This window comes from Actinomadura rayongensis, assembly GCF_009831215.1.
GTDB lineage: Bacteria > Actinomycetota > Actinomycetes > Streptosporangiales > Streptosporangiaceae > Spirillospora > Spirillospora rayongensis.
The window spans coordinates 1,664,128-1,682,352 of the sequence record NZ_WUTW01000002.1; the positions used below are offsets into that span (position 1 = coordinate 1,664,128).

17 protein-coding genes, 1 tRNA gene and 1 other RNA gene are annotated in these 18,225 nt (G+C 67.7%); 14 read left to right on the top strand and 5 right to left on the bottom strand.

All coding sequences use genetic code 11. The features are described 5' to 3' along the window. Positions 1 to 11: 11 nt before the first annotated feature. From GQ466_RS16560 to GQ466_RS16570, 3 genes are all read right to left on the bottom strand, one after another. A complete protein-coding gene (locus tag GQ466_RS16560) occupies positions 12 to 524 on the bottom strand; it encodes a hypothetical protein (protein ID WP_161103713.1) in 513 nt (170 codons plus the stop codon). Between the two features lie 96 nt (positions 525 to 620). Further along, the gene (locus GQ466_RS16565) at positions 621 to 1,610 is read right to left on the bottom strand and encodes a hypothetical protein (RefSeq protein WP_161103714.1); all 990 of its coding nucleotides are present in this window, start codon (positions 1,608 to 1,610) and stop codon (positions 621 to 623) included. Between the two features lie 187 nt (positions 1,611 to 1,797). Further along, positions 1,798 to 2,643, bottom strand: a complete 846-nt coding sequence (locus GQ466_RS16570) for a hypothetical protein (RefSeq protein ID WP_161103715.1) — start codon at positions 2,641 to 2,643, stop codon at positions 1,798 to 1,800. A 287-nt stretch (positions 2,644 to 2,930) separates the two neighbouring features. Here GQ466_RS16570 and GQ466_RS16575 point away from each other — a divergent pair, with 287 nt between their 5' ends. The 7 genes from GQ466_RS16575 to GQ466_RS16605 all read left to right on the top strand — a co-directional run bounded on the left by GQ466_RS16575 (position 2,931) and on the right by GQ466_RS16605 (position 8,536). Then, positions 2,931 to 3,230 carry a helix-turn-helix transcriptional regulator gene (locus GQ466_RS16575; RefSeq protein ID WP_161103716.1) on the top strand — a complete coding sequence of 100 codons (300 nt, stop codon included), beginning with the start codon at positions 2,931 to 2,933 and terminating at the stop codon, positions 3,228 to 3,230. Positions 3,231 to 3,522: 292 nt separating this feature from the next. Beyond that, complete coding sequence (locus GQ466_RS16580) at positions 3,523 to 4,425, top strand: DUF2637 domain-containing protein (RefSeq protein ID WP_161103717.1); 903 nt, start codon at positions 3,523 to 3,525, stop codon at positions 4,423 to 4,425. 130 nt (positions 4,426 to 4,555) lie between these two features. After that, positions 4,556 to 5,023 carry a hypothetical protein gene (locus GQ466_RS16585; protein WP_161103718.1) on the top strand — a complete coding sequence of 156 codons (468 nt, stop codon included), beginning with the start codon at positions 4,556 to 4,558 and terminating at the stop codon, positions 5,021 to 5,023. A 118-nt stretch (positions 5,024 to 5,141) separates the two neighbouring features. Further along, on the top strand, positions 5,142 to 6,326 hold the full coding sequence (locus GQ466_RS16590; RefSeq protein WP_202420470.1) for an AAA family ATPase: 1,185 nt from the start codon (positions 5,142 to 5,144) through the stop codon (positions 6,324 to 6,326). Beyond that, positions 6,323 to 6,739, top strand: coding sequence for a hypothetical protein (locus GQ466_RS16595; RefSeq protein WP_161103719.1), 417 nt, complete (start codon positions 6,323 to 6,325; stop codon positions 6,737 to 6,739). The genes GQ466_RS16590 and GQ466_RS16595 overlap by 4 nt, the downstream gene beginning before the upstream one ends. A 2-nt stretch (positions 6,740 to 6,741) precedes the next feature. Beyond that, complete coding sequence (locus GQ466_RS16600; RefSeq protein WP_161103720.1) at positions 6,742 to 7,095, top strand: helix-turn-helix domain-containing protein; 354 nt, start codon at positions 6,742 to 6,744, stop codon at positions 7,093 to 7,095. Between the two features lie 10 nt (positions 7,096 to 7,105). Further along, positions 7,106 to 8,536 carry a tyrosine-type recombinase/integrase gene (locus tag GQ466_RS16605; RefSeq protein ID WP_161103721.1) on the top strand — a complete coding sequence of 477 codons (1,431 nt, stop codon included), beginning with the start codon at positions 7,106 to 7,108 and terminating at the stop codon, positions 8,534 to 8,536. A gap of 80 nt (positions 8,537 to 8,616) precedes the next feature. On the opposite strand, the gene GQ466_RS16610 is transcribed toward GQ466_RS16605, so the two are convergent. Both GQ466_RS16610 and GQ466_RS16615 read right to left on the bottom strand, forming a co-directional pair. After that, positions 8,617 to 8,701: transfer RNA gene (locus tag GQ466_RS16610), tRNA-Ser, on the bottom strand. Positions 8,702 to 8,711: 10 nt separating this feature from the next. Continuing rightward, positions 8,712 to 9,041 carry a DUF952 domain-containing protein gene (locus GQ466_RS16615; protein ID WP_161103722.1) on the bottom strand — a complete coding sequence of 110 codons (330 nt, stop codon included), beginning with the start codon at positions 9,039 to 9,041 and terminating at the stop codon, positions 8,712 to 8,714. A 57-nt stretch (positions 9,042 to 9,098) separates the two neighbouring features. Here GQ466_RS16615 and ffs point away from each other — a divergent pair. The 7 genes from ffs (at position 9,099) to GQ466_RS16650 (ending at position 18,214) form a co-directional block, all read left to right on the top strand. After that, positions 9,099 to 9,194, top strand: an RNA gene (ffs, locus tag GQ466_RS16620) — signal recognition particle sRNA small type. Between the two features lie 60 nt (positions 9,195 to 9,254). Continuing rightward, positions 9,255 to 11,492, top strand: a complete 2,238-nt coding sequence (locus GQ466_RS16625) for a DNA polymerase III subunit gamma and tau (RefSeq protein WP_161103723.1) — start codon at positions 9,255 to 9,257, stop codon at positions 11,490 to 11,492. A gap of 244 nt (positions 11,493 to 11,736) precedes the next feature. Then, complete coding sequence (locus GQ466_RS16630; protein WP_161103724.1) at positions 11,737 to 12,090, top strand: effector-associated constant component EACC1; 354 nt, start codon at positions 11,737 to 11,739, stop codon at positions 12,088 to 12,090. Then, the gene (locus GQ466_RS16635) at positions 12,087 to 16,580 is read left to right on the top strand and encodes a caspase, EACC1-associated type (RefSeq protein WP_161103725.1); all 4,494 of its coding nucleotides are present in this window, start codon (positions 12,087 to 12,089) and stop codon (positions 16,578 to 16,580) included. Before GQ466_RS16630 ends, GQ466_RS16635 begins: the two co-directional genes overlap by 4 nt. Positions 16,581 to 16,724: 144 nt before the next feature. Next, positions 16,725 to 17,081, top strand: coding sequence for a YbaB/EbfC family nucleoid-associated protein (locus tag GQ466_RS16640; protein WP_337193495.1), 357 nt, complete (start codon positions 16,725 to 16,727; stop codon positions 17,079 to 17,081). 16 nt (positions 17,082 to 17,097) lie between these two features. Then, positions 17,098 to 17,697: a recombination mediator RecR gene (recR, locus tag GQ466_RS16645; RefSeq protein WP_161103726.1), complete on the top strand. Its 600-nt coding sequence runs from the start codon at positions 17,098 to 17,100 to the stop codon at positions 17,695 to 17,697. Continuing rightward, positions 17,690 to 18,214: a DUF5063 domain-containing protein gene (locus tag GQ466_RS16650; RefSeq protein WP_161103727.1), complete on the top strand. Its 525-nt coding sequence runs from the start codon at positions 17,690 to 17,692 to the stop codon at positions 18,212 to 18,214. Before recR ends, GQ466_RS16650 begins: the two co-directional genes overlap by 8 nt. Positions 18,215 to 18,225: the final 11 nt, after the last annotated feature.

Here is an 18,225-nt window from a genome sequence, read left to right on the forward strand (position 1 = left end):
AGCGCCCGAGATCAGATCAAGCGGCCCCGGGCACGCAGCTCCTCCACGGAGGTGCCGAAGGCCAGCAGGAACTCCGGCGACAGGTAGTCCACGATGTCCCGCAGTTCGGCGTCGGTGAGATCGTCGAGCGTCAGCCGGTCGTCCAGCAGCGCATCGCTGGTCTGGCTGCGCCACTGCTGCCGCGCGTCGAAGTCCGCCAGCCGCTCGGAGAACGAGTCGTCGGGCTCCAACCCGGATTCCTCGATCGGCTCCGCGCCGGGCTCGGGCGGCAGGAACACCAGCTCTGCCAGCACGATCTCCTCCGCCTGCCGCTTCAACGCGGCGAGCCGACCCACCCGGTCGGCGTGACTCTCCCGCTCGGGTGCCCGATCCGCGATCACCAGGCCGTCCCACAGATCCCCGACGCGGCGCTGAACCTGTTCCCCCAGCTCGGCGAAGTAGCCGACGGGATCGGGCAGGGCCGCGTACCGCTCGGGAAGCCAGCGCTTCCAGTAGCCCTGCGCCTGCTGCCCGTACACGTTCATCGGTGATCCCATTTCCACTCGGCGTTCCGGGCTCTCGCCGGACTACTTCACTGTGACCAGCATCTTCGTGTCCAGTGCCGACCATCGCGGGACTGATCATCGAGTGACCTCCGTGTCGGCCGAACGCCGCAGGACACGGCTTCGACGGGGTTTCTTGGATCCGAGGCCCCGCCGGCGGGAGCCGGCGTTGAGACGGGCGGTCGGCGGGATGCCCTTGGAAGAGCGGGCGGCGGCGGTGACCTGCTCGCGCAGTTCTTCGTCGCCCGTGGCCTCAAGGTCTTTGGCGTTGGCCTCGTCCTGGCGCGCGATCAGCTCTTCGTTCTCGACGGCGGGCACCGGTGACTCAGCGTCCGGCTCCACCGCAGGCGGCTCGTCGGCCCTGCCGACCAGGACGTCGAACTTTTCGGTGCCCAGAACGTCGCGGCCGACCTGCCGGAACCAGTCTTGGAGGTCGCGTTTGACCTGGCCGTCCGACCACTCCTCCATCTGCTCCAGGACCGCGATGACCTCGTCGTCCTGGGCGCTCTTCCACCACGACTCGGTGAGCTCGCGGCGCACCAGTTCGGCCTTGGCCACGAGAACCGGGTCCTCGCCGCGTGCCTGCGCGGCCTCGCGGCGCTTCCGGAGTTCGGTCGTGGCCGCTTCGGTGGGAGCGGTCGCGACGGCCAGGCGCTCGACGATCTGCGGCCCCCGGGTCGTCACGGGATCCACATCGACGCCGTAACGCTTGCTGATCTCCGACCGCATGCGCCCGACCGCGCGACCGCCGGCGGGATCATCACCGTGCGCCCAGCTGGCGGCGACCTCCCACACCTCGGCGATCTCGTTCTCATCGGCCCGGTCCCACCAGCGGGCGGACCAGACCTGCCGCATGATCGGCTCATCGGCCAGGTGCTGCGCCCTGAGCCGGTCGGCGGCTGCCCGGTCCATCTGCTGCGCCTGGTATTGCAGCTGCTGCCAGCGGCTGGCGGCGTGCTGCTGCCAGGCGGTCACGAGCTCGGCGGTAATCGAGATCCCCGTCTGGATCTTGTGGCCGAGCTGGTCCTTGACCCGGTCGGTTTCGCCGCCTCCCCAGATCTCACTCACCGCTCACGCTCCGGCTGATGAGGACGGCGGTGGGTGAGAGGCGAGGAGTATGCGGCACTGAACGTGTTGATCTGTGTTGCTGGGAAAGTGGTCCCAAGCGAGCCTCCGGTTTCAGGTGCGGAATGCGTGAACACCTGGACGAAGGGCGGGCGAGGACAGATTGTGACCAGCGGTCTTGTATTCGAGGTCATGCGGCTTCGTTGAGGTATTCCGAGACGGCTGCGGCGAGGCGGCGTGTGGCCCGTGAGCATCGCTGGCGCATCGCGGTCGGTGAGAGCTCTTGGTCGGGGGGAGCGCCGACCGACTTCCACGAGCCCTTGGTCTCGTGGCCTTCCGACCCGTACCGGGTGGCCAGAAGTTCGGCATCGGCGGCACTGATCACGTTCCGAGTGACCGCCCACTCCAGAATCCGTGCGACCTCTTCGCTGGGGTGGGGATCCCTGGAGAAATCTTCGCCGCAGGTTTCGTCCCTCTCGGGCGTGCCGCTCAGGGTGCCCATTGGGATGTCCTGGGTCATGGCGAGTGCTTCGGCCTTCATGAGCGCGTGCGCCTGCCAGCCGATGTACGGCGGGATGTGATGGGTGATCCGCGCGGGATGCTCGCGGATCGCCGTCCACATGCAGGAGACCGCGAGCTGGGCGCGCTCGGGCGCGTCGGGATAGACGTCACGGAATCGTCCGGCGAGCTTGGCCGCGCGGGGAAGCATCAGCTGCAACAAGATCCTCGCGGCGAGTTCGCCCTGCGGCCCGCGCTCGGTCGCGCGGTGGACCAAGGCGCCGAAGATCGCATCGACCTTGTCGATCGAGCTGTACTTGGCCGCCTCGATCAGCGCGAGGGTGGTGAGCCCGGACAGAGCGGGTTCGACCGCAGCCCAGCCTGCGACCGTGCGGTTCGCCGTGTCGCTGTTCCGGAGGTTGTTCCATTCAAGGCTGAGGTCGGCGAAAACGCCGAATTCGAATGGTTCTCCGCGACGTGCGGCCGGGAAGAATTCAGAAGTGGTGTCCACCATGTTCCTTTCGTCGGTGAGCACCACGATGAAAAATTGGTCTTGCCTGATCTCCTGCCTGTTGACCGGCCCCTAGATCACGAAAGAGTCAAGAATTCGGGGGCCTTCGCAGGGCAACTTCGGGCAAGCATCGAGCTCGTTTCCGAGTGGCAGTGGGCAAGGTGGCCGCAAATCCCGTAGCGGCCGGGGAAGCAACCTTGGGCAAGGTCGGCGGGACTCGGGCGTCGCAGGAGACGGGCACGTGGCTGGAGCTGCGCCGTGTCGCGCGGCTATCGTGAGCCGAACGCCGATCGCCGGAGAGGACTCGTAGAGCCGTGGAGCAACCGGACGTCGGCCGTAGCGGTTCTGGAGAGGTGGAGCAGAGGCCCCCTGGTCCCAGCGCTTCCGACGAGTGGTGGACGATCCCGGATATCGCCGCCCACATCGGCGTCAAGGTCGGCACCGTGAACGGCTACCGGAGCCGCGGCCAGATGCCCGAGCCGGACAAGATGATCGGCCGCACGCCGGTGTGGAGGCCGGCGCGGATCATCGCCTGGCACCGATCCCGTCCGCATCCGGGTCGGCCGGGCCGTGCGCCCAAGCCGACGAACATCGTGCCGGGGTCCGGTACCTGAGCGTGAGGCGCTGAGGCGCTCCGTCACGATCCGGTGAGGAGATCCCTTCTTTGGATGCCCACTGGACAAAATACAAGTTCAACTTGTATTTTTCTGGCGAGGGCGCCGCAAGCGCGTCCGGGTGCCCGCAGTGCCCCGTACGCACCGCATCCTGGATTGGAGTTTCTCGATGCCCGCTACATCCAGTGAGGTCAACGGGGTGGAGTCACCCGTTGAGCGCGCTGTGGGGGTTCAGCCGGTGGGGGCTGGCCATCGGCGTCTCAAGATCTCGGGCGACGGACGTCACCGTCCTTTGTCCCAGGCCGAACGCGCGGCCGTGTTCCTGGTCGGGATGCTGGTGACGACCCTTGCCCTTCTGGGGTTTGTGAACAGCTTTGCTGCTGTTGCCAAGGTTGCCGAGCCGTCGTTCGGCAACCTTGCCTACACGCTCCCGATCGCCGTTGACCTGGGGATCTTCACGTTCACCGGGCTCGACTTGGTCCTTGCCCGGCTCGACGTGCGCGTCGGATGGCTCCGCCTAATCCCCTGGTCGCTGGTTGCGGGGACGATCTATCTCAACGTGGCGGCCGAGACGACCACGGTGGGCATGGTCGCCCACGCCATCTTGCCCAGCTTGTGGGCGGTTGCCGTGGAGGTCGGAGCCCGCATCATCCGCAACCGCGCCAAGCTGGAGCGCGGCGAGGCCATGGACACGATCAGGGCCGCACGCTGGGGCCTTGCGCCATGGTCGACGTGGAAGCTCTGGCGGCGGATGAACCTTTGGGAGATCCGCTCCTACACCGAAGCTTTGCGTCACGAACGCGACCGGATCCTGGCGCGCACCGATCTCCAAGACACCTTTGGTGCCATCGCCTGGAGGTGGAAGGCGCCACGGCGAGCCCGCGTCCTCTACCGGCTCGGTGAACTCGCCCCGGGAACGCTCTGCACCGACGCCGCCGCGCCAGGGACGCTCTGCGGAACCGGGCAGGCAGAAGAGTCTCCGAGACCAAGCCGACGGTCACGCTCTGGTCCCGGGGCCGAGCTGTCCGCGCTGCTGCCGGCGGGGCGGACGGCCGCCGCGGCTCTGGCGGAGGAGGGCGTCGAGCTGACCAGGGACACTCTGGCGGCGGCGCTCCGAACGGCGGGAGAGAGCGTCAGCAACGAGCGCGTCGGCGTACTGCTCGCCGAACTCAAACGCCAAGCAGCCCCCGGCTAGTCGGCGCAGCCGTTCGCCCGGGATCTCCCGGAAGAACACCTGTCACCTTCTTCCCTCGGTTCCCCCTTCTTTATGTCGAACACCCCTCTGCCCGAATCCGGAAGGACTTCCCTTGTTCGATACGCCGATCATGCAAAGCAGCCCCCTGCCGATCACCTCTGCCGAATACGCGGGGTGGCACGAGCCGTTGGAGGTTCGTCCGTCCAGCCGTCCCCATCCGCCCGCAGTCCGGCGGACCGTCCTGCTCGCCGCCCTCGATGGGGTCGAGCTGGGCGCCTTCGACCAGTCGATGATCGACTGGTTCGTCCAGCTGGACGAAGACGTCACCCGAACCCTCGTCTCGCTCCTCGTCCGCGTCCGCCACGCCGCAGTCCAGGGACGGCCCGTCTGCGACAACGCCGTCCAACACGGACCGGAGCGCACCACCACCCCGGAGATCCACCCGCGACTTCCGGCTTCTCCCGAGAGCTGCCGAGAACGGCAGGCCCACGCGTCCGTCCCCTGCCGCATCGTCCGGGACGGCCGGGCGCTGAACACGTCCCAGTCCAACGCCCTCACCTGCACATGCTCTGACGACAAGGAACTGCTCGGTGCATGAGGCAGCTGTGAACGCCGCCGCCGGCGTACTTGCAAGACGTCGAACCCGCTCGGTCTCGACAGGCCGCGACGAGCGCGGACCGTCCCGGAGGATCGCAGAGGCGGGCGGACGGCCAAGCGTGAAACGCCGCCCGGCCAGTGATCCTGGAACGTTCCGTTCTGCGTCCGATCTGTCTGCTGACCGCACCGAGCCGGACGGATCTCTAGTTGATGCGGACGGACGGACGGTCCCGCCGGAGGAGTCCGCGTGGGGTGAGACGGACCGGGCCGTCTCCTGGAACGCGGCCGATCTGCTGTCGGTGACGTTCGAGCCGCCGCGCTGGGCCGTCCCGGGACTTCTGTCCGAGGGCGTGACCGTCCTTGCCGGGCTTCCCAAGGTCGGCAAGTCCTGGCTTGCCCTGGACCTTGCCGTGTCGGTGGCCTCGGGCGGCAAGGCGCTGGGCAAAATCGACCTTCAGCCCGGCCCAGCGCTCTACCTGGCGCTGGAGGGCACTGGCCGCCGTCTGCAATCCCGGCTGCGGACGGTCCTTGCCGGTGGCCCGGCGCCGCGTGGTCTGACCTGCGTGATCGAGTGCCCGCCGCTCGACCAGGGCGGTGCGGACCAGATCGCCGGATGGCTGGACGCCCATCCCGACGCGCGCCTGGTCGTGATCGACGTGTTCGCCAAGGTCCGCGGACCCCGGCCAGCCGGGATGTCGTCCTACGACGCCGACTACCGATCGGTCGGGGAGATCAAGGCCGTCGCCGACCGGTACGGCGTCGCCGTCCTGCTCGTCCACCACACCCGCAAGGCCGAGTCCGACGACTTCCTGGCGGACGTGTCCGGGACGAACGGGATCGCCGGCGCCGCGGACGCGATCACCGTCCTGCGGCGGACCCGCGGCCGAGCGGACGGCGTCCTGCTGATCACCGGACGGGACGTGGACGAGTCCGAGCACGCCCTGTCCTTCGACCCCGCTCACCGAGCCTGGCGGCTGCTCGACCAGCCGGCCGGAGAACTGGCCCTGCCCGACACCCGCCTGACGATCCTCGCCCACCTCCGGCACCAACCCGGCCAAGGCCCCCGACAGATCAGCGACGCCACCGGAGTCGCCTACGAACTGGCCAAAAAGACCGTCACGCGGATGGCCACCGACAACCAGCTCCACACCGACGGTAAGGGCCACTACTACGCCACCGACCAGACCGAGCCCCGGCCATCCCCGCCGTCCTCGGCCCTGATCAACCACGGCATCGACGGGGACAGCACGCCGCTGGCGCCGTCCCCGATCCCGCTCAACCCCTCCGAAGGGACCTCCCCGTGAACATCGCCAAGTCTGCCTATGACGACCAGTTCCAGGCGGCGGTCTCCGACGTGCGTCGCTACATGACCCGCCACGCCCAGCAGACCGGCTCGGCCGTCGGCCAGTCCGACGCCGCCTGGCTCAAAGCCAAGTTCGACGAGTTCGCCCTCAACCTGCTCTCGGGCAAAGGCAGCCCATGCCCGCACATCGGCCGCTCCCCGATGGCCGCGCACACCGCCGCATGGGCCACCCACCAACTCGTCTGCCCCGCCTGCACCGACCTGATCAAACCACCCGAAGACCCCGACGCCCGATGCGACCGCTGCGGCAACACCGCACCGCAACTACACCCCGGATGCGCCGCACACGGCCCCGTCCTCATGGCCTACCGGCTGTGCGGATCCTGCACCAGCGCCGGCCCGGAGGTGGGTTGAGCATGGCGCGGCGAAAGAAGATCGCTCCGCTGGGCGACGCGCGGCCAGGTCAGCAGTTCACTCTGGAGGAGGTCGTGGAGATTCTCCGGACCTTCAATGTCATCACCGAGGCCGAGCAGCCCGCGCAGGTCACCGAGCGCCACGACGAGGCCCCTGGGATCGCTCCCGAGGCCAACAAGCTCTACACCGTCGAAGAAGCCGCCGGTCGTCTGCGCATCGGGCGTACGACCATCTACGAGCTGATCAGAGAAGGAGAGCTTGACTCCGTCCAGATCGGTCGGCGTCGGCTGATTCCTGTCGAGGCCGTTGACGCGTTTCTCTCCTCCGTCGTCCGTCGCCGCAGTTCGGCGGCCTGAGCGGGCAGACATGGCAAAGGCGAAGCGCAACCTCAACGGTCGTTCCACTCTCTACCAGAGCAAGGACGGCAAATGGCACGGCCGAGTCTCGATGGGGGTCAGGGACGACGGCAAGCCCGACCGCAGGCACATTGAGCGGTGGGACAAGAACGAAGTCATCGCGGAGATCAAGCGGCTGGAGAAGCTTCGCGACGAGGGCAACGCCCCCAAGGCCGGCGGGCGCATGAAAGTGGAAGCCTGGCTGACGTACTGGATCAACGAGGTGGCCGTCGTGCCGACGATCCGCCAGTCGACGCATGACGGCTACCGGGTGGACGTGGTCCACCACCTCATCCCGGGCATCGGCCAACACTGGCTGGACAAGCTCACCTTCACGCACCTTGAGCGGCTCTACGCCAAGATGCAAACAAGCGGGCTGAAGCCGGCGACGGCCCACCATGTACATCGAACCATCCGGGTCGCCTTGGGCGAGGCCCATCGACGCCAGCTCGTCACCAGGAACGTGGCCAAGGACGCGAAAGCCCCGGTGATCGAGGAAGAGGAGATCGAGCCCTACGACGTCGACGAGATCAAAGATCTCTTGGAGGTTGCGGCTCTTCGGCGGAATAGTGCCCGCTGGGTCCTTGCTCTCGCCCTGGGCTTGCGCCAAGGCGAGGCCCTGGGCCTCAAGTGGGACGACTTCGATCTGGATAAGGGCATCCTTCGCATCCGGCGCCAGGCGATCCGTCCCAAATATGCACATGGTTGTGGGGATGTTTGTGGTCGCAAGCCAGGATACTGTCCGCAGAAAATCCGGACCAATCCTCTTACGGCCGTTGTCAAGTCGAAGGCCGGGCGCCGAAGGATCGGCCTGCCCCCATTTGTCGTCGCGCTTCTCCGCCGCCATAAAGAGGCACAGGACGCTGAGCGGGTGGCCGCTGGCGACAAGTGGCAGGAGGGCGGATGGGTCTTCGCGAAGCCCGACGGCTCCATCCTCAACACAAACACTGATCACCACGAATGGAAGGATCTTCTCGAAGAAGCGGGTCTGCGGGAAGGGCGCCTGCACGACGCACGGCACACCGCCGCGACGGTCCTGCTGATTCTCGAAGTCAGCGAGCGTACGACCATGTCGATCATGGGGTGGTCGAGCACCGCGAACGCCAAGCGGTACCAGCACGTGATCGACGCGATTCGCCTTTCCGTCGCACGGAGAGTCGGAGATCTTCTCTGGGGGAACCCCGGAGTGGAAGCCTCCGGCTGGCAGCCGCTCGAAGATCACTTCCGGCAGATGGTCGAGCTCCTGGACACGGGCGGCGAACTCGCTCTGTCACGGATCGCAGAGATGATCACGATGCTCGGAGAGATCGAGACGGCCATCAGGAAGGCCATGGAGGACGAAGGAAGCGACCGGCAGGAGGTTGTGACGGGGACGGGCGAACTGGCCGGAACTCGCAACTGAGACGGAAACTGAGACGGACCCACGACGAAGGCCGGTACCCGCTGGGGTACCGGCCTCGTGTTTTGCCTGGTCAGGCTGTGCGGAGGATACGAGATTCGAACTCGTGAGGGCTTGCACCCAACACGCTTTCCAAGCGTGCGCCCTAGGCCACTAGGCGAATCCTCCGCGTGCGAGCTTACCGGGTCGCGGGGACTGGGCGGACCTCGATTACGGCGTGGAGGGGGATCGGGCCGTAGACGTGGGGGAAGAGCTCGCCGTCCGCGGGCTCGTGGCGGACGGGGGCGTCCAGGGACGAGACGTCGATGACCAGCAGGATCAGGTCGCCGGGCGGGACGTCCGCGTAGAAGCGGGACAGGACGGCGGACGCCTGCGCCTCGTCGGACGAGCAGTGGACGAAGCCCTCGTCGTCCAGCGTCCGGCCGCGGGTGGAGCGGGTGTAGGGGGCGTCCGCCGCGCGGGCCGCGTCCCAGTGCTCGCGCTCGGCGATGTGCAGGATCGTCGGCATGGGGTGCAGCTTATGCGGATGGTGTGAAGAGGGGGCCGGGGATGGCATAGACTCGGGTCAGACCCCTCGCGCGGCGTCATCCTGTGAACCTCCCCAGGGCCGGAAGGCAGCAAGGATAAGCGGGCTCTGGCGGGTGTGCGGGGGGTCCCTTTGCTTGCGGGGCGCGCGCATCCCCGCCGAACGCTCTGCTCCCGAGGAGGGCGGACCACCCCGATGAGTTTGGCTCTGTACCGCAAGTACCGACCGGCGACGTTCGCCGAGCTCAAGGGGCAGGAACATGTCGCCGAACCGTTGCAGCAGGCGTTGCGCAACGGGCGGATCAACCACGCGTACCTGTTCAGCGGGCCGCGCGGCTGCGGCAAGACGTCCAGCGCCCGGATCCTCGCCCGCTCGCTGAACTGCGAGAAGGGGCCCACGCCCGAGCCGTGCGGCGTCTGTGACTCGTGTGTCGCGCTCGGGCCGACGGGGACCGGGCACATCGACGTCATCGAGATCGACGCCGCGTCCCACGGTGGTGTGGACGACGCCCGTGACCTGCGGGAACGCGCGTTCTTCGCGCCGGTGTCCGCGCGCTTCAAGGTGTACATCATCGACGAGGCGCACATGGTCACCCGGGAGGGCTTCAACGCGCTGCTGAAGCTCGTCGAGGAACCGCCGCCGCACCTCAAGTTCGTCTTCGCGACGACCGAGCCCGAGAAGGTCATCGGGACGATCCGGTCGCGCACCCATCACTACCCGTTCCGGTTGATTCCGCCCGGGGTGCTGACGCAGCTCGTCGTGGAGATCCTGGACGCGGAGAACGTCCCGTACGAGGAGGCGGCGCTGCCGCTGGCCGTCCGGGCCGGGGCCGGGTCCGCGCGGGACACGCTGTCGATCCTCGACCAGCTCCTCGCCGGGTCGGACGAGCATGGGATCACCTACGCGCGGGCCGTCTCGCTGCTCGGGTACACGGACGCGTCACTGCTGGACGACGTCGTCGGGGCGTTCGCCCGTCGGGACGGCGGGGCGGTGTTCGCCGCGATCGACCGGGTGATCGAGAGCGGGCAGGACCCGCGGCGGTTCGCGGCCGATCTGCTGGAGCGGTTCCGCGACCTGGTGATTCTGGCGAACGTCCCGGACGCCGTGGGGTCGGGGCTGCTGACCGGGCCGGCGGACGAGATGGAGCGCATACGGGCGCAGGCATCGTCCATGGGGCCCGGGGATCTCGCGCGGGCCGCCGATCTGCTGCACACCGGGCTGACGGAGATGCGGGGGGCCACGTCCCCTCGGCTGCTGCTGGAGCTGATCTCCGCGCGGATCCTGCTGCCTGCGGCCTATCAGGACGAGGCTTCGCTGTACGCGCGGCTGGACCGGTTGGAGCGGCTGGGGCAGTCCGGCGGGTTCGCCGGGGCCGGGCAGGTCGGCGGGGCCGGGGTGCCGTCGACGGACGGAGCGCCGCAGCGGTCCGCGCCTCCGGAAGCCGGACGGCCTGAGGCTCAGCGGCCACAGGCGCCGGACGCGCCACCCGCTCCGTCCGGGACGTCCGCGCAGGGCTCCGCCGGGCGCGGTCCGGCGGCCCCGGGCCCGTCGTCCGCGCCGCCGCCCGCGAACGTTTCGCACCCAGATCAGCCCCCTCCCGCCCAGGAAAGCGCCCCCACGACCCAGCCGAGCAGCCCGGCGAACCAGCCCAACGGCCCGTCGGACGGACGGCCGGGACAGTCGACGCACAGTGGATACCAAGCCGCCCCGGCAGATCAGAGCAACTACGCGGCGGGCCAGCCGAGCGCGGCCCAAGGCGCCCCGGCGCAGACCGGCGGCGCGGACATCGTCATGGTGCAGCGCCTGTGGCCGGAGATCGTCGAGGCGGTCAAGCGCAAGAGCCGTGTCGCCTGGATGATGATCATGTCGGGCGTCGAGCCGTTCTCCCTCGAACGCAACCTGCTCACCCTGGCCTTCGACGCCGAGGGCAAGCGGACGAACTTCACCAACGGCGGCCGGGACGCCATCGTCCGCGACGTGCTCAAAGAGCGCTTGAAGGTCGACTGGCGCATCGACACCGTCCTCAACGGCGGCGGCGGAACGCCCCCGTCTCGCCAGGGCCCGCCCCCCGGACCGCCGACGGGCTTCGCCGCGCCCACACCACCTCCCGCACCGGCGCCCGCACCACCGACCACACCGTCCGTCCCCCAGGCGGCCCCGCCCGTGGACGCGCCCAGGCCCGCGCAACCCCCGGCCCCGCCGAGCCCGCCGCCACAGCCGGAGACCAAGGCACCCGTCCGCCGCGAGCCCACCCCGCCCCCGCCGCCGGACGACCCGCCGCCACCGCCGGGCCCGACCCCGGTGGACGACACCGACGAGGTCGACTTCGACGGCGACCTGGACGCCGACGGCGCCGAGACCTACACCGACAGCATGGCCCTCATCCAGCGCGAACTCGGCGGCCAGGTCATCCGCGAACTGGACGACGTCTGACCCGCATTCCACGGGCGGTGGCGCTCCGACGGGACGCGCGGAAATGCTGCCTGCGTCCCTGACGCTCTCCCGTCCGCCGATGTCCCATCCCCGCTGACGAGGTGATCGTGCGCGACGGCCACGGCTGCGCCTTACGGCACGAGATGCCGATGTCGGCCATTTCCGTCCATCACCAGACGGGCGAGTTCTAGGTCGGGCAGGCTGGCCTTGACGGACCGAGGGCTGGAAGTCGCGGAGGGGCGACATGCGGGTATTGATCCGAGTCGAGGGCGCGGCCACCGGCAGAACGCTTTTGAATTGGCTGCTGGCGGACCCCGTCTCCGGGGAAGCCGAGATCACCCCGGCGGCCGGCGGACCCGGTGAAATGGGGGCCGAACTCGTCCAGGCCGTCATCGCCAACGAGATCGCCCTGACTTCGCTCGCCTTTTCGGTGCTGACCTGGTGGGATGCGCGCCGCCGCAAGCCCGGCGAGACCGACGCCGAAGTGTGGTTGGAAGTCGGCGGCACGGCAGTACGCGTCAAGGGAAGCGATCACGAAGAGGTCGCCCGCATCGTGCGGGCGCTCACCGAGGACGCCGGGTCTCGTCCACAGCCATGAGTCTTCCGGATCCCGCCGCGTCTCGCGCGGTTCTCATCGGCACGCACAGCGGTTGCCAGGACCTCGGGACGTGGGCCGGGGACCTTCCCAGCGTGGCACGCAACACCAGTCGGCTGCAGCGCCTGCTCACGGACGGAACCGTCTGGGGACTCTCCCCCGAGCACTGCGTCGAGCTCTCCCAGCCCGAAGACGAGCGGACCGTCCTCGACGAGGTGAAACGGGCGGCTCGCGACGCGACGGACACCCTGCTCGTGTACTACGCGGGCCACGGAATGCTCGTCGGCCCGGGCGACGACCTCTACCTCGCGCTTCCGGGCGTCGACGAGCCGGACCAATGTCTTGCCTACGCGCACCTGAGCGGACGAATCGTCAGCAACCGCAGCGGCTCCCTGCGGACGGTCGTCATCCTCGACTGCTGTTTCAGCGGTGCCGCCTTTCGCGGGCAGATGGGTGCGGACCAGCCCCCGAAGAAGCTTCAGGAGCAGGTGGCCGAGAAGGCCGAGTTCCACGGTGCGTGTGTTCTCACCGCATCGGCGGAGACGCAGCCGGCCCTCGCCCCACCGGACGATGAGTTCACCGTTTTCACCGGAGAACTGATCAACATCATGTCCGAGGGGATCGACGGCGGCCCAGAATTTCTCGACACCGGCACCCTGCACGGGGAACTCAAGAAAAGACTGGCGCTCCGGCCGGCCACCCCCGAACCGCAGTTCGGCACCCGGGGCCAGGGCGGCCGGATCGTCCTGGCGCGCAACCGCGCCCATCCCGCCGCGCGCAAGGCCACCGGTCTGCGTGCCAGGAACCCGGCTGATGAGGACCCGTGGGTAACGGGCGTACGCGATAACCCGGTCTGGCGCATGGTCGCGGACGAGAACGGCCTCGGAGCCGACGAGTTGCGCGCGGCGGCGGCGTCCTTCGCCGGGGAACTGTCGCGATCGCACAGTGCCGCGCGTGCGAAGTTCGAGGACAGCCCCTGGTGCGATCCGATGCTGGCGCCCCGTACCGCCGAACGTTTGAACTTTCTGATCGACCAACTGGGCGCGGACTTCACGCTGTCGTCGGCAGAGGCGGCGCTGCTCACCGTAACGCCCTTCCTCCATGCGACAGTGCACGCAATTCATCTCGCCCGGAACGTCCTTTCGCCACCTCCGAGCACATGGCTGGCCGAAACGGAGGACGACGCGGTCCAAATATTCGCGCAATTCTGCCGCGACTATTTTTCAAGGCAGTATCGTCGTACGGAAACGCTGATCGATGACACGGCGAGGTCGGCCCTCAACTGGTGGTTGCTCCAACGGATGACGCGGCACGACATGCAGCTCCACCCGCACCATGTCGAGACGACGCTCACCGAGTTGGTGGGAGCCGCGCGCATCGGGGCCGGCTACTCCGACGCCGACCGTCTGGTCCGCGAAGTGTTCGAGCGGCTCAGGCTCGCCGTCCTCACACAGGCGATGGACCTCGGTCCCGAACGGCTGGCCGAAGCCGAAGGCGCTTTCAAATCCTTTCGGCGTCGCGTCACGCTGCGCGCCAGCACCGGCTGGGAGAAGCACGTCCGCGAGCAGTTGCTCGGCCACCTTCTTGTGCTCGCCCGCAAAATGGCGATCGACCCGGCGGATCTGGGTGAGACGCTGGTCGGCCACATCGGCACCCGGCGCAACGGGCTCGATGCCCGCACGGTCAGGGAAACGGTGGCCGACTCCTCCTGGGTTCCGTGGCATCGCAACCGGGTGCTGAACGCACGATGTCATCACCAGGCGGTGGCCGTGGCGTTGGCCGATCACGTCGGAATAGTAGCCGGGGTCCTCAAGGTGATCCACTCTGCCGCCGACACCAGAACCGACCTAGCGGTTCTCGGCAGACTCCCGGACACGGTCGGCGCGGACAATATCGGACCCGCCGACACCGGCGACGGGAGACCCGCCTACGACTCGCCGGGGCTTCGCTTCCGCCTGGACGACGAGAAGGTGCGCGAGCTGCTCATGGGAGAGCAGCTTTACCACGACCGTACGCTCGCGATCAGAGAGCTTTATCAGAACGCGCTGGACGCATGTCGTTACCGGTGGGCGCGCAGTGAGTACCTACGCCGGAAGGGACACGATCTGGCTCCCTATAACGGTCGGATCGAATTTTCCCAGGGATCGGATGACTACGGACCGTTCATCGAATGTGAGGACAATGGCATTGGGCTGGACGTGCATGGACTGAAAGACGTGTTCAGTCGGGCCGGTGCACGCTTCACTGATCTTCCGGAATTCCTTCAGGAGCGTGCGGAATGGGAAGCCCTTGACGAGCCTATCGAGCTGTTTCCCAACAGTCGCTTCGGAATTGGCGTCCTCAGTTACTTCATGCTGGCCGACGAGATCGTCGTCACGACATGCCGTATGGGTCGGAAAGGTGAGCCGGGAGAGATCCTTGAAGTCACCATCTCCGGTCCAGGAACGATCTTCCATATCAACAGGATCGGCCCCGGAGTAGCACCTTTCACGAGGGTGCGGCTCTACCTGAACCGGTCCATCGTTCCGCCCTCGACGGTCGATGTGCTGCGGCGACTGCTCTGGGTGGCCGAGTTCAATACGACTGCTGATTCCGGGACCGAGAAGGAAGTCTGGGTGCCTGGTGAGTTGAGCCCACGGGCTCCGATCGGAGCTGAAGATCCGTTGAGAGTGGGAGCGAGACGGACTGTAGACGACGTCGTAGGAGACAGCTCTGATCAAGTCTGGTGGTGCGGTGGACCAGGCGCTGTATTGGCCGATGGGCTCTGGGCGGGACGTAACATTTACGGCGCCGTCGTCAATTTGCGGGGTCCGATCGCCCCGACACTTTCTGTGGACCGCCGCAACATGCTCGATTACGACGAACCGGCGGTCAAGAACTTGCTTTCCAGCGCTGTCGATCGCATTGTGGCGATGCCGTCGCGCGATGAGCGTGAGCCGCTAGAAGTGAGCGAACCGAACGGAAGATATGCCGTCGGCAGCTATCTTTGGCTGAGTCGACTGGCAGCCGATAGGCCGTTTCTCGCCGATAGTATCGTGCTGCGGCTTGCCGCCAATACGAATCATTGTTGGCGTATAGGTGGTATCGCTATTCCGATTTCCATCTTCGGTTGTTTCCCTTCGGACATTCTCGACAACTATTTTCCTTGGATGGGGGAAGGGGCTTACAGGTCGGATCTTTGGGGATTTGGGCGTGCTGCTGGTCGAGTGGGGGCCTGGCGTAGGGCCGTTTTTGTTGATCTCCTGGAAAAAAGGCCGAGCCCGCTTGTGCACTTTAAGGATATCTCGCTTCCGTCTGATGCGTTTATTTTGGCTGGATATGCTTCTGGTTCGATCACTCGAACTCACATTATTGGAGCTGCGGCAAGGTTGAATATTTCCGTCTCTCGGGTTGTGGAGCGGTTGGTGGGGTGGGGTTTTGAGGTGCCGGGTTCGGCTGGTCTTCCTGACACAGTGCCGTTGGAGGACGACGCCGTGTTGTTGAGCCGTGATGCCGACGGCAGGCCGCCGTGGTTGGTCGATGGGGAGCCGATTCCGATTAGTCATGTGGTGCAGGTGGGGTTGCGGCTTCGGTGGCGTGTTCCGCAGGTTGTGGAGCGGTTGGTGGGGTGGGGTTTTGAGGTGCCGGGTTCGGCTGGTCTTCCCGACACAATTCCGTCGGAGGACGATGCTGCCGTGTTGTTGAGCCGTGATGCCGATGGCAGGGCGCCGTGGTTGGCCGGTGGGGAGCCGATTCCGATTAGTCATGTGGTGCAGGTGGGGTTGCGGCTTCGGTGGCGTGTTCCGCAGGTTGTGGAGCGGTTGGCGCGGTGGGGTTTTGAGGTGCCGGGTTCGGCTGGTCTTCCCGACACAGTGCCGTTGGAGGACGACGCCGTGTTGTTGAGCCGTGATGCCGACGGCAGGCCGCCGTGGCTGGTCGATGGGGTCCCGGTTTCTGTCGGGCATGTGGTGCGGTTGGCGGTGCGGCTTCGGTGGCGTGTTCCGCAGGTTGTGGAAGGGTTGGCGCGGTGGGGTTTTGAGGTGCCGGGTTCGGCTGGTCTTCCCGACACAGTGCCGTTGGAGGACGACGCCGTGTTGTTGAGCCGTGATGCCAACGGCGGGCCGCCGTGGCTGGTCGATGGGGTCCCGGTTTCTGTCGGGCATGTGGTGCGGTTGGCGGTGCGGCTTCGGTGGCGTGTTCCGCAGGTTGTGGAGCGGTTGGTGGGGTGGGGTTTTGAGGTGCCGGGTTCGGCTGGTCTTCCCGACACAATTCCGTCGGACGATGCTGCTGTGTTGTTGAGCCGTGATGCCGACGGCAGCGTGCTGTGGCTGGTCGATGGCGAAACGGTTTCCATTGAGAGCCTCATCAGCGTTGCGGTCCAGTTGCGGCGCCCGGTCTCGGAGATCGCGGCGCGGCTCACCGCACTCGGGTTCACCGTCCCGGTCACCCGGGCTCCCATCGACCCGCGTTATTGGTTCGGCGCCGGGTCGCAGGAGGCGGCTCCCGAGGCGTGACGGTGCGCTCGGGCACCCGGGGGAACAGGTGCGTATCGGATGTTGGTGTAAAGCCTTAGGCTCGTGGAAGACAGCGTCCGACGGTCGGGCGCGGTCGTCGGGAGTGCTGACGCCCGGCGGGCGAGACGGAACGGAGCGCACCCCGTGGAACCCGGTGGTTTCAACATGCAGGAGCTGTTCCAGCAGGCGCAGCGCATGCAGGAGCAGCTCGTCGCCGCGCAGCAGGAGCTGGCGGAGGCCGAGGTCACGGGCACCGCGGGCGGCGGCCTGGTGGCCGCGACGGTGAACGGGCAGGGCGAGCTGACGGCCCTGACCATCGACCCGAAGACGATCGACGCCGACGACCCGGCCGACACCGCCGAGACGATCGCCGACCTCGTCGTCGCCGCGATCCGGGACGCAAGGCGCGGTGCGGAGGAGCTGGCGGCCGAGAAGATGGGTCCGCTGGCGTCCGGCCTCGGCGGCGGCATGCCCGGACTTCCCGGCCTGCCCGGCGCCTGACCAGAAGGAGAGACCGTTGTACGAAGGGGTCGTCCAGAACCTCATCGACGAGCTGGGCCGGCTGCCCGGCGTCGGCCCCAAGAGCGCGCAGCGGATCGCCTTCCACCTCCTCGCCGCCGATCCGGCCGACGTGGAGCGGCTCGGCCGGGCGCTCAAGGAGGTCAAGGACAAGGTCCGGTTCTGCCGGACGTGCGGGAACGTCGCGGAAGAGGAGGAGTGCCGCATCTGCCGGGACGTCCGCCGCGACCCGGCCGTGATCTGCGTGGTCGAGGAGTCCAAGGACGTCGTCGCGATCGAGAAGACGCGCGAGTTCCGCGGCCGGTACCACGTGCTCGGCGGCGCGATCTCCCCGATCGAGGGCGTCGGCCCGGACGACCTGCGCATCCGCGAGCTGATGCAGCGGCTCGCCGACGGGACCGTCACCGAGCTGATCCTCGCGACCGACCCGAACCTGGAGGGCGAGGCGACCGCGACGTACCTCGCCCGGCTCGTGAAACCGATGGGACTCACGGTGACCCGCCTCGCGAGCGGGCTGCCGGTGGGCGGCGACCTGGAGTACGCCGACGAGGTCACGCTGGGACGCGCTTTTGAAGGACGGAGGCTGCTCGATGTCTGACACCGCCACCTGGGACGCCCTGGCCGAAAGGGTCGCGACCCATGTCCGGAACTACCTGAACGGGCTGGAGGCGGTGGCGCGCGGCGACGGCGGCGTCCACACGATCCCGCTGCTCCTGCTGGAGGTGTCGCAGGTCATCCTGGCGGGCGCGCAGCTCGGCGCGACGGCGGACGTCATCCTGCCCGACAACTGGGAGCCCGAGGTCGGCCCCGACCCCGATCTCGACATCGTCCGGCAGGGCCTCGGCGAGCGGCTCGCGTCGGTGGACGAGTACGTCGAGGTCTTCGACCCGTACAAGGACACCGAGCCGACCGCGTACCGGCTGTCGGACGATCTCGTGGACGTCGCGAGCGACCTCGTCCACGGCCTGCGCCACTACGAGCAGGACCGTCCGCTGGAGGCGCTGTGGTGGTGGCAGTACTCGTACTTCAACCACTGGGGCAACCACGCGGGGGCGGCGCTGCGTGCGCTCCACGCGGTGATCGCCGGGGCGCGCCTGGACGTGGCCGTGCGCTGACGGTGTCCGCC